The 11305-nt window shown below is 68.9% G+C and carries 9 protein-coding genes and 2 pseudogenes; 5 read left to right on the forward strand and 6 right to left on the reverse strand.

Annotation, left to right across the window (positions count from 1 at the left end; genetic code table 11):
* The first annotated feature begins 81 nt into the window (after window positions 1-81).
* Complete coding sequence (locus A5655_RS00940; RefSeq protein WP_067004612.1) at window positions 82-1479, forward strand: MFS transporter; 1398 nt, start codon at window positions 82-84, stop codon at window positions 1477-1479.
* A gap of 10 nt (window positions 1480-1489) precedes the next feature.
* Here the strand turns inward: A5655_RS00940 and A5655_RS00945 are convergent, their stop codons facing one another.
* Entirely contained in the window at window positions 1490-3172 is a 1683-nt protein-coding gene (locus A5655_RS00945; protein WP_369807129.1) for a hypothetical protein, read from the reverse strand.
* A gap of 187 nt (window positions 3173-3359) precedes the next feature.
* Here A5655_RS00945 and A5655_RS00950 point away from each other — a divergent pair, with 187 nt between their 5' ends.
* Window positions 3360-3800 (forward strand): universal stress protein, encoded by a 441-nt coding sequence (locus A5655_RS00950; RefSeq protein WP_066936094.1) that lies wholly within the window; start codon window positions 3360-3362, stop codon window positions 3798-3800.
* 114 nt (window positions 3801-3914) lie between these two features.
* On the opposite strand, the gene A5655_RS00955 is transcribed toward A5655_RS00950, so the two are convergent.
* Window positions 3915-4601, reverse strand: a complete 687-nt coding sequence (locus A5655_RS00955; RefSeq protein ID WP_067004616.1) for an MBL fold metallo-hydrolase — start codon at window positions 4599-4601, stop codon at window positions 3915-3917.
* 112 nt (window positions 4602-4713) lie between these two features.
* Here A5655_RS00955 and uvrA point away from each other — a divergent pair, with 112 nt between their 5' ends.
* Window positions 4714-7617, forward strand: coding sequence for an excinuclease ABC subunit UvrA (gene uvrA, locus A5655_RS00960; RefSeq protein WP_067004624.1), 2904 nt, complete (start codon window positions 4714-4716; stop codon window positions 7615-7617).
* 63 nt (window positions 7618-7680) lie between these two features.
* Here uvrA and A5655_RS00965 read toward each other — a convergent pair whose 3' ends face one another.
* The 3 genes from A5655_RS00965 to A5655_RS00975 are packed head-to-tail and all read right to left on the reverse strand — an operon-like array spanning window position 7681 to window position 9550.
* Window positions 7681-8871, reverse strand: a complete 1191-nt coding sequence (locus A5655_RS00965; protein ID WP_067004618.1) for a winged helix DNA-binding domain-containing protein — start codon at window positions 8869-8871, stop codon at window positions 7681-7683.
* A gap of 1 nt (window position 8872) precedes the next feature.
* Complete coding sequence (locus tag A5655_RS00970) at window positions 8873-9112, reverse strand: hypothetical protein (protein ID WP_067004620.1); 240 nt, start codon at window positions 9110-9112, stop codon at window positions 8873-8875.
* Window positions 9113-9121: 9 nt separating this feature from the next.
* On the reverse strand, window positions 9122-9550 hold the full coding sequence (locus tag A5655_RS00975) for a DUF6653 family protein (protein WP_369807131.1): 429 nt from the start codon (window positions 9548-9550) through the stop codon (window positions 9122-9124).
* A 619-nt stretch (window positions 9551-10169) separates the two neighbouring features.
* Between A5655_RS00975 and A5655_RS00980 the strand changes: the two genes are divergently transcribed.
* Window positions 10170-10886, forward strand: coding sequence for a hypothetical protein (locus tag A5655_RS00980; protein ID WP_067004622.1), 717 nt, complete (start codon window positions 10170-10172; stop codon window positions 10884-10886).
* Between the two features lie 30 nt (window positions 10887-10916).
* Here the strand turns inward: A5655_RS00980 and A5655_RS28450 are convergent.
* Window positions 10917-11156, reverse strand: a pseudogene (locus tag A5655_RS28450) (hypothetical protein); the annotation flags it as partial.
* Here A5655_RS28450 and A5655_RS26815 point away from each other — a divergent pair.
* Window positions 11151-11305 (forward strand): annotated as a pseudogene (locus A5655_RS26815) (EAL domain-containing protein); the annotation flags it as partial. The pseudogenes A5655_RS28450 and A5655_RS26815 sit on opposite strands and share 6 nt — an antisense overlap.

The following is an 11305-nucleotide window of genomic DNA, read 5'->3' on the forward strand; positions in this document are numbered from 1 at the left end:
GTTCGAGCTGGCGGCCCGGTTCCGCGACGAAATCGCCGACCTCAAAAAGGAACTGCGCGGGATGGACGCCGCCGGCCTGAAGTGACGCACACCGACACCATCACCGGCAGCTGGCGCGAACTGCTGGGCGCCAAGTACCTGGGGACCTCGGTGGTGCTGGCCGGCGGCGTCGCGCTGTACGCCACCAACGAGTTCCTGACCATCAGCCTGCTGCCAAACACCGTCGCGGAGATCGGCGGCGCCCGCCTCTACGCGTGGGTGACCACCCTGTACCTGGTCGGGTCGGTGGTCGCGGCGACCACGGTCAACCCGATGCTGGTGCGCATCGGGGCGCGCTCGTCGTTCCTGTTGGGGCTGGCCGTGTTCGGCGTCTCCAGCCTGGCGTGCGGGGCGGCCCCCAACATGGAGGTGCTGATCGGGGCGCGCACCCTGCAGGGCGTGGCCGGCGGCCTGCTGGCCGGGCTCGGCTACGCGGTCATCAACGCGGCGCTGCCCCGCTCGCTGTGGACCCGGGCCTCGGCGCTGGTGTCGGCGATGTGGGGGGTCGCGACGGTGGTCGGGCCCGCGACGGGCGGCCTGTTCGCCCAATTCGGGCTATGGCGGTGGGCGTTCGTCGCGATGGCCATTCTGACGGCGCTGATGGCCACGCTGGTGCCGATCGCGCTGCCCGCCGGCCGCGCCGGCGCGACCGCCGATATACCGCCGCTGCGGGTCCCGGTGTGGTCGCTGGTGCTGATCGGCGCGGCGGCCCTGGCGGTCAGCGCCGCCCAGATCCCGCACAACGTCGCGGCGACGGCCGGGCTGCTCGCCGCCGCCGTCGTGCTGATCGCACTGTTCGCCATCGTCGACTGGCGCATGCGCGCGGCGGTGTTGCCGCCCAGCGTGTTTGGGCCCGGGCCCCTGAAGTGGATCTACCTCGCCATGGGCCTGCTGATGATCGGCGCCATGGTCGACACCTACGTGCCGCTGTTCGGGCAGCGGCTGGCTCATATGACGCCGCTTGCGGCCGGATTCCTGGGTGCGGCGCTGGCGGTCGGCTGGACGGTCTCCGAGATCGTCAGCGCGTCCCTGGAGAGCGCGCGGGCGATCGGGCGCGTGATCGTGGCCGCGCCGGTGGTGGTGGCGTCGGGCCTGGCGCTGGGCGCGCTCACCCAGCGCGACAACGCGTCGGCCGGAACGGTCGCCGCCTGGACGCTGGCGTTGCTCGTCGCGGGGATCGGGATTGGGATGGCCTGGCCCCATTTGTCCGTGCGCGCAATGGATTCCGTCGACGACCCGGCCGAAGGCGGCGCGGCGGCAGCGGCGATCAACACGGTGCAGCTGATCTCGGGGGCGTTCGGCGCCGGGGTGGCCGGCGTCGTCGTCAACGCGGCGCAGGGCGGCGACGCAATGGCGGCCCGCTGGTTGTTCGCCGTGTTCACCGCGTTGACGGGGGTGGGCGTCGTCGCCTCGTACCGCGCGGTCCGCGCCCGTCGCTGAGCTCAGTCCGTCACCGGGTGGACTTCACGACCTGCGAGTAGTGGAACTGCCAACGCTCGACGATGCGGAATCCAAGGTAACTCGGGAATCGGTACGCGGGGGCGCGCCCGAAGGCGGTTCCCGGCGGCAGCGACTGTCCGGCTTGGTGATCCGGCAGCGAGGTGTCCCTGTTGGTGATGGTCCAGATGGCAGGGCACTTGTTGATCTTGGCGGTCGTCAGCCACACGGCGACGTGGCCGTCCCACAGCCAGCCGACCCTGGGCCCGTAGGCGCCGCGTTCGACGTCGATCAGGGAACGGAAGGCCGCCGGCCGGGTGGCCAGCAGGGCACGGATCGGCCCGGGCCGCCAGGGCACGGTGTTGTCCACCATCAGGCAGTCCCCGGGCGCGGCGTGCGAGCTGATCAGGTCGGCCACCTGGCTGTAATCCCAACCCTCCTTGGCGTACGGCCAGCGCTGGATGAACAGGTAATTCGGCACCGCGGCCGCGGCGAACGCCAGGACCACCGCCGCGATGGGCCACGGTTTGCGGGCGAGCGTGACGATGCAGACGGCCATGACGACGGACGCCGCCGGCGTGGTGAGGATCAGGTAGCGGGGGAAGTAGATCGGTTCGACGACGGCCGAGTAGATGACGACGAGCGCCGTCGGCAGGACGATCCATGCCGCGCAGACAGCCAGCAGGGCGCGCAGGTCGCCCGCCGGGCCCCGCACGCCCCTCAGCCACGCCACGACCGCCGCGACGACGAGAACCGCCGTGAGGATCGCGAACGGAACGCTGTGGTCGAAGTACTGCCGCAGGACGATGTCGAAGGCGTAGTGCCAGCTGACCGGAAAGATCCAATTCACCTGGTACACCTGGCCATGCGCGAACACGAGGAACGGCGTCATGGCGCCGACGGCAACGGCCGTGGTGACCGCCCACCAAATGACCGGGGACCTGCGGGCCTTCTCCGGCGCCAGCAGCGGCACCAGCACCGCGTACACCAGCACCAACAGGATCAGGTTGACGCTCAGCAGGATCGACAGCATCAGGCCCAGCGCGTAGCCCACCCACAATCGCGGCCGGTTGCGCCGCACGGCGGCGACGAGCAACACCGTCAGCCAGATGGCCGCGGCGGCCGCGAAGGCGTAGGAGCGCGCCTCCATCCCCGCCCAGGTGGTGCGCGGCAAGATGGCGAAGATCGCGCCTGCGCACAGTGCGGTGGCCCGCCCGGGGACGAACCGTCTGGTGAACACCGTTACGCCGGCGGCGGCCGCCCCGACCGCCAGGGCGCTGGGCGCCCGCGACCAGAACTCCGTCGGCGGAAACATCGCGAACCAACCGTGCATGAACAGGTAATACAGCCCGTGAACAGCGTCGATGTGGCCCAGCAGCTTCCACAGCTCGGGCAAAGTCCTGCTCGCCGACGCCGAAATGGTGGCTCCCTCGTCGAACCACAACGACGGCCTGCCGGCCCAGGCCGCGCTGACGGCGACGGCGAACGCGGCGATCGCCCACGGATCGAGCAACCGGCCGCGCGGGCGCGCCGGCGCGGCCTCGTCAGCGACGCCCGAGGCGTCGGAGGCGCGCTGCTCAGCGGTGGACATGGCCATGATGCTTGTCACTGTAAGGCGCGCCAAGTGAACTGGCTCGCGGCCGGCCCGGCGGGGAGGGTAGGGTGCGCGCCCGCGTTTCACCAAAAGCGGGGCCATCCAAGGCTTTCGACGTTAGCCCTGCTCAGTCCGGCTTTTGATCGCACGGCAAATCGGTCGTCGCCGCCGCCCGGCCCCGGCAACGCCGGTAGCGCCACGCCACGCTGAGTCGGAAATCTTTCTCCTTTCCATCCGGCAAACGCGATACTGTCTTGGGTTGGCTGACCAACCGAAACTGGGAGGGTAAATGAGCGCCTATCGAACCGTGGTGGTCGGGACCGACGGCTCGGATTCGTCGTTTCGTGCGGTGGACCGGGCAGCGCAGATCGCGGGGGACGACGCAAAGCTGATCATCGCGTCGGCGTATCTGCCCCAACACGAGGACACCCGGGCCGCCGACGCACTGCGGGACGAAAGCTACAAGGTGTCTGGGACCGCGCCGATCTACGCGATCCTGCAGGACGCCAAGGAGCGGGCGCACAAGGCGGGCGCCAAGAACGTGGAAGACCGCTCGATCGTGGGCGCCCCGGTCGACGCGCTGGTCAAGCTCGCCGAGGACGAAAAAGCCGACCTGTTGGTCGTCGGCAACGTCGGCCTCAGCACGATCGCTGGGCGCCTGCTGGGCTCGGTGCCGGCCAACGTCTCGCGCCGGGCCAAGGTCGACGTGCTGATCGTGCACACGACGTAGCGAGCGTGCATCTCGGGCCTCGAGTGCGTGTCCAGGGCGGCAAAATCGCCGAAATCCCGCCCTCAGCGCACACGGAAGGCCGTCAGTTCACAGTAAGGCCGCTGCAACCGCGCCCTACCAGCCGCGCTCTCGCCATTCGGCCAGATGCGGGCGCTCCGCGCCCAATACGGTGTCGTCGCCGTGGCCGGGGTAGATGACGGTGGAATCCTCGTAGACGTCGAACACCCGGGTGGTGACGTCGTCGAGCAGCTGGGTGAAATCGCCCGGCTGCCACGTCTTGCCGACGCCGCCCGGGAATAGGCAGTCCCCGGTGAACAATTGGGTGACCCCGCCGGTCGCCGGTCCGCCGAGGGCCAGCGCGATCGAGCCGGGAGTGTGGCCGCGCAGGTGGATGACGTCGAAGCTCAGCTCGCCGACCTGGACGGTGTCGCCGCCCGCTAGCAAACGGTCGGGCTTGACCGGTAGCGGCTCGGCGTCGATCTCGTTGGCTGCGGTCGGAGCGCCGGTGGCGTTCGCGACGGCCTCGAGCGCCTGCCAGTGATCGAAGTGCTGATGGCTGGTCACGATCAGCGACACCTTCGGCGCGTACCGGCGGATCAGGTCGATCAGGACGTCGGCGTCGTTGGCCGCGTCGATCAGCAGGGTTTCCCCGGTCGCGGAACACGTGACCAGATACGCGTTGTTGTCCATGGGGCCCACCGACGCCTTTAGAATCGTGGCGCCGGGTAGGGTCCGGCGGGCCGCGGTACCAGGGTCGACGTGTCCGGTGTAGTTGTCGCTTGGCTCAACCGAGACGGTCATAGCGGCCACGTTACTGGTCACCGGTCGCTTGTCGGTATGGGCACATAGCATGGAATGCGCCGTGCGCATCAACGGCCACAACACGTAAAAGATCCACTTGAAAGAAGGCAGCGTGGCTGACCGCCTGATCGTCAAGGGCGCCCGCGAGCACAACCTGCGTGGCGTCGACCTCGACCTGCCGCGCGACTCGTTGATCGTCTTCACTGGCCTGTCCGGATCGGGCAAGTCGTCGCTGGCGTTCGACACCATCTTCGCCGAGGGACAGCGCCGCTACGTCGAGTCGCTGTCGGCCTACGCCCGCCAGTTCCTGGGGCAGATGGACAAACCCGACGTCGACTTCATCGAGGGCCTGTCCCCGGCGGTGTCGATCGACCAGAAGTCGACCAACCGCAACCCGCGGTCGACCGTCGGCACCATCACCGAGGTCTACGACTACCTACGGCTGCTCTACGCCCGCGCGGGCACGCCGCACTGCCCGGTGTGCGGCGAGCGCATCGCCCGGCAGACGCCCCAGCAAATCGTCGACCAGGTGCTGGTGATGCCGGAGGGCACCCGTTTCCAGGTGCTCGCTCCCGTGGTGCGCACCCGCAAGGGCGAGTTCGCCGACCTGTTCGAGAAGCTCAACGCGCAGGGCTACAGCCGGGTCCGGGTCGACGGCGTCGTGCATTCGCTGACGGATCCGCCGAAGTTGAAGAAGCAGGAAAAGCACGACATCGAGGTGGTGGTCGACCGGCTGACCGTCAAGGCCAGCGCTAAGCAGCGGCTCACCGATTCGGTGGAAACTGCGCTGAACCTGGCCGACGGCATCGTGGTGCTCGAGTTCGTCGACCACGAGCACGACGCGCACAACCGCGAGCAGCGGTTCTCCGAGAAGCTGGCCTGCCCCAACGGGCACTCGCTGGCGGTCGACGACCTGGAGCCGCGGTCGTTCTCGTTCAACTCGCCCTACGGCGCCTGCCCGGAGTGCACCGGCCTGGGAATCCGCAAGGAGGTCGACCCCGACCTGGTGGTTCCCGACCCCGAACGCACGCTGGCCGACGGCGCGGTGGCGCCCTGGTCGACGGGCCACACCGCGGAGTACTTCACCCGCATGATGGCCGGGCTCGGCGAGGAGCTGGGCTTCGACGTCGACACCCCATGGCGCAAGCTTCCGGCCAAGGCCCGCAAGGCAATCCTCGAGGGATCCGACCACCAGGTGCACGTGCGGTACCGCAACCGGTATGGGCGGACCCGGTCGTACTACGCCGATTTCGAGGGCGTGCTGGCTTTCCTGCAGCGCAAGATGGCGCAGACCGAGTCCGAGCAGATGAAGGAACGCTACGAGGGCTTCATGCGCGACGTGCCCTGCCCGGTGTGCGAGGGCACCCGGCTCAAGCCGGAGATCCTGGCCGTCACGCTGGCCGCCGGACGGCACGGCAAGAAGTCCATCGCCGAGGTGTCCGAGCTGTCGATCTCGGATTGTTCGGACTTCCTCAACGCGCTCACCCTGGGGGCGCGCGAACACGCAATCGCGGGGCAGGTCCTCAAGGAAATCCAGTCGCGGCTCGGGTTTTTGCTCGACGTCGGCCTGGACTACCTGTCGCTGTCGCGCGCGGCGGCCACGCTGTCCGGCGGTGAGGCGCAACGCATCCGGCTGGCCACCCAGATCGGGTCCGGCCTGGTGGGCGTGCTCTACGTGCTCGATGAGCCGTCCATCGGGCTGCACCAGCGCGACAACCGCCGGCTCATCGAAACCCTCACCCGCCTAAGGGATTTAGGCAACACGCTGATCGTCGTCGAACACGACGAGGACACCATCGCGCACGCCGACTGGATCGTCGACATCGGCCCGAGGGCCGGCGAGCACGGCGGCCAGATCGTGCACAGCGGGACCTACGCCGAGCTGCTGGCCAACAAGGACTCGATCACCGGCGCCTACCTGTCCGGCAAGGAAAAGATCGAGATCCCCGCGATCCGGCGGCCCGTCAACCACAAGCGCCAGCTCACCGTCGTCGGCGCGCGCGAGCACAACCTGCGCGGCATCGACGTGTCCTTCCCGCTCGGCGTGCTGACCGCGGTCACCGGGGTGTCGGGGTCGGGCAAGTCAACCCTCGTCAACGACATCCTGGCCGCGGTCCTGGCCAACCGGCTCAACGGCGCCCGGCAGGTCCCGGGCCGGCACACCCGGGTCACCGGGCTGGACCACCTGGACAAGCTGGTGCGGGTGGACCAGTCGCCGATCGGCCGCACGCCGCGGTCCAATCCGGCCACCTACACCGGGGTGTTCGACAAGATCCGCACCCTGTTCGCGGCCACCACCGAGGCCAAGGTCCGCGGCTACCAACCCGGCCGATTCTCGTTCAACGTCAAGGGCGGTCGCTGCGAGGCGTGCACGGGCGACGGCACCATCAAGATCGAGATGAACTTCCTGCCCGACGTGTACGTGCCGTGCGAGGTCTGCCACGGCGCCCGCTACAACCGGGAAACCCTGGAAGTGCACTACAAGGGCAAGACCATCTCCGAGGTGCTGGACATGTCGATCGAGGAGGCGGCGGAGTTCTTCGAGCCGATCAGCGGCATCCACCGGTATCTGCGCACGCTGGTCGACGTCGGGCTGGGCTATGTCCGGCTCGGCCAGCCCGCGCCGACGCTGTCCGGTGGTGAGGCGCAGCGCGTCAAGCTCGCGGCCGAACTGCAGAAGCGCTCGACCGGTCGCACCATCTACATTCTCGACGAGCCCACGACCGGGCTGCATTTCGACGACATCCGCAAGCTGCTGACCGTCATCAACGGCCTTGTGGACAAGGGCAATACCGTCATCGTCATCGAACACAACCTGGACGTCATCAAGACGTCGGACTGGATCGTCGACATGGGGCCGGAGGGTGGCGCTGAGGGCGGAACCGTTGTCGCCGAAGGCACCCCGGAGGACATCGCCGCGGTGCCGGAAAGCTACACGGGCAAGTTCCTGGCCGACGTCGTCGGGAGCCCCGCACCGCCGCGGCGGTCGAACGGGCGTCGGAAAGTGACGGCCTGAGCGCCGGGTTTCGTCGCGACACTTAAACGTCGTACACGACACGCCGAAAAGCGTTGCAGCCATTTAAGTTTCGCGCAGAGCGGCGGCGCCGGCCTTCGACAGCGGCGAGGGGAAGCGGGGGCTGATCCGCACGCCGTCCAGCCACGAGGTGAGCTCGTCGGCGCGTCGTTGCAGGGCGCGCCGCCCGTCGCGGCCGGGGTCGTCGAGGAGCTGCAGCCGGACGCGGCCGCCGGCGTCCTGATGCCAGCCGCCCACCACGCGCCCGTTCCACCAGGCCGTGGGGCCGGCGTTGCCGTTGCGGTCGAAAACCTGGGCGCGGTGCTCGCCGAGGTACCAATCGCGTTGAAACCAGCCCATTGTGGTGACGTCCAGGCCCGGCAGCAGCGCACACCACGGCGGCGCCTCGGGCTCCGGATCGAGGTCGTCGGGCAGCGCCCAGCCGGCGCCGCTGCCGTGCAGGTCGACTTCCACCGCGCCGACGTCGGCCAGGGCCTGTCGAGCCGCCGTCAGCGTGGTGCCGAACCACCACTTGACGTCGGCGACGGTCGCCGGTCCGAAGGCCGCCAGCCAGCGCCGGGTCAGCTCCGCCCGGGCCTGTCGGTCCGGTGGCGAGTCGCCCAGGTCGCCGAGCCAGTGCGCGGTGGTAGCCCAGCGCGGCCGTGACGTGGTCCAGCCGCCGTCGTTCGGCCCGCGCACGATCTCGCCCCGCGCCGACAGCACCGTCAGCACCCGCGGGCCCAGCGGAACCTCGCCGCCCCAACGCTTTCCGGGCGCGGGGTCGTAGGTTCCGGCCAGCTCGGGGAGCGCGGCCCGCAGTTCGGTGCTGCTGGCCGGGCCGTTGTCACCGAGGTGGCGCACCACCGCGGAGCAGGCCGCGTCGAGCCAGCGGTCGCCGTCGGCGGCCACACCGGCCCTGCGCGCGTCGACGGCCAGCCGGCGGCGTTCGTTGTCGGCGACCCCGTCACTGGCGGCCGCCTGAATCGTCGTCAGGTCCTCGCTCCGCACCAGCCACAGCGTTCGGCGCATCGCGAGATGCCTGACCGCGCAGCGTTTCCGGTACAGCTGCGCCTCGAGGTCCGCCGTCGCGAAACCGGGAACCCGGGCCCACAGCGACAGGTAGGGCGTGGCGGGGTCGGTCGCGTGCAGGCCGAGCAGGCCGCCGATCACCCGGGTTATCGGCGGTGTATCGCCCGCCGCAAGGAAATGCCTGCGCGCCAGGCGGTTACGCCGCTCGTCGACGGTGAACGCACGCACCTCAACGCTCGTCGGAGCGCATCGACTCTCGGATCTGCGCCAGCCGCTCGGCCGCGGCGCGCTGGCGCTCGTCGTATTCCTCCTCGACGGAGCGGCCCTCGGCAGTGTCGGCGTCGAGTTCGGCCGCACCCTCCGCCGTCGCGAACCGGGACTCGATCTTTTCGCGGACGGATTCGAAAGTCGGCACGCCGGCGCTGTCGTACCCGGGGTCGGGCTCGGGGAGTGTCGGTTCGTCGCGCATACCGCCACGCTACTGCGACTGGCGGTCCAGATAGCGCACCATCTGCTCCCAATACACCAGCGTCAGGGCCATCTGCACCGCGGTGGCGAGCGCGGCCGGCGCCGCTCGACGGCGACGGGCGGCGACGACGGCGCCTACTGCGGACGCCGACGTCACGGCGCTGACGAGCATGGCCGCGTCCCGGGGCCGGCGGCTGATCCACAGTTCCTCGCCCAGCATCGCCCGGGTTGACCAGGCGCGTTCGTGCGCCGGCTTGCCGAAGACGACCGGGTTGACCGCGAACCACAGCGCGACCCACGCCGCGTGGCTCCATCGCCGCGTCCACGCGGGCAGCAGCGTCAGCGGGGTGCTTGCCCAGCGCGTCCAGGCGCTCCACGGGTTGCAGTGCCGCGCGAATATGGCGCGCCGCACCCGCGCCACGGTTGGCCGGCCGGTCACGACGTCGAGTCTGCCCGCACGGCCGGGTTTTCGCGAAGAACCGCCCGCGGTTGCTTGCTTAAAGCCGGTCAGTTACCGAAAAATCGACCGACGAAGGAAATCGTGTCTGCTGCGTAATTCGGCGTCGCCGCCGTCGCCGCGGGAGCGCCCCAAACCCCGGAAACCCGCGAAAGCCGGCGCGAAGCGCATGCGATTTACCCAGACGGCGGCAGCAAACCTGCGGGCTGGCGGCCGTGGCCGCACTGGGAATCCACAGGTAGAGGCCCTCAGCGGCGTCCGGTTGAATCATCTGGGTGTGGAGGGGCCTGGCCGCGTTAAGTGAAGGTCATTGCCGCTTGGGAAGCGCCCCAGGCGGGCGCGAGACGCATCGGCCACGCTGGTTCGGGCATGCGAAGCGCTTATCGGGTGGCCGATCCGGGGGGCTATGCCGCGTCGCGCAGCGCAAACTTCCAACTCGTTGCCGATTACTGATCGGTAACGCTAACGCTTTGGCCACGACAAACGATGCTAAAGAGAATAAATACTGCTGGTTATTTGTCGTGGGCACATTTTAGGAAATAATTCGAGACGCGCCGGTGAAATAGTCCGGTTGTCATGGCATAGAAGCGAAGGGATACCTATGGACGCGGCTCAGCTCACGAGTGCTGCGGTTGGCGGCTCGTGGTTGGAAGGCGGGGCGGGCTGGCGCGATGAGGCGACCGGCTGCTGGATCGCCGCGTCGACACCGGAGGCGGAGCCCGATCTCTGGGATCAATACCTCGACGGTGCGTTTCGCAGCTATCGCCGCCACGGGCTGGAATGGGTACTCAACCTCGATGCGGTGCGCGACGGCGCCGACACGACGCTGTTCTTTGCCGCGGTCGATCCAGCGGGCCGGGTGGTGGGCGGTACGCGCGTCGTGGGTCCCCTGCGTGCGCCGGAGGAGTCTCACGCGCTGGAGGAGTGGAGCGGCAGCCCGGGGCGGCCCGTGCTGCGCCATATGATCGCCAACCGGATCCCCTTCGGTGTGGTGGAGGTCAAAAGCGCATGGACCGACTCGCGTGATTACGGCGGCCGGGCGCTGTCCCGGGTGCTGGCCCGCACCGCGCTGCCGATGATGACGCTGTTGGGGGTCCAGTTCGTCATGGCCACGGCGGCGGCGCACGTGTTGGAGCAGTGGCGATCCTCCGGGGGTGTCGTGGCATCTCGGATACCGGCGGCCGCCTATCCCACGGAGGACTACCGCACCAAGGTGATGTGGTGGGAACGCCGCACCATCGCGACGCACGCCGAAGCCGAACAATTCAAGCTGATGTGCGCCGAAAACTCCGAAATTATGTGTCGTATCTCGGCTTAGGAGTCGATCGCCGTGGGTAGGGGGAATCCGTCACGGTAGGTTCCCCTTCTCGCTTCCCTTCCCACGAGCCGAGACCGCTTTCTTCGTTCCAGCCCCTGCATCTTCGCGGGAGGCAGTCGTGTTGGGGGAGAAGTCCATCGGTACGACGCGCCTGGCGAGCAGCGACTCCATTGCTGCGCTGTCCAGCGGGCGGGATAGCAGAAAGCCTTGCGCCCGATAGCATCCCAGGTCGAGCAAGGTCCTAGCTGCGGCCACGGTTTCGACACCAACGCCGGCGATCTCGCGATCGTGCGGTCCACAATGGCCCTAGCGGACGCCTTCGGGCTCAACGCCGTCGCGGAAGGTGTCGAAACCGTGGCCGCAGCTAGGACCTTGCTCGACCTGGGATGCTATCGGGCGCAAGGCTTTCTGCTATCCCG

It is taken from the genome of Mycobacterium sp. 1081908.1 (genome assembly GCF_001673535.1).
Classification (GTDB): Bacteria; Actinomycetota; Actinomycetes; order Mycobacteriales; family Mycobacteriaceae; genus Mycobacterium.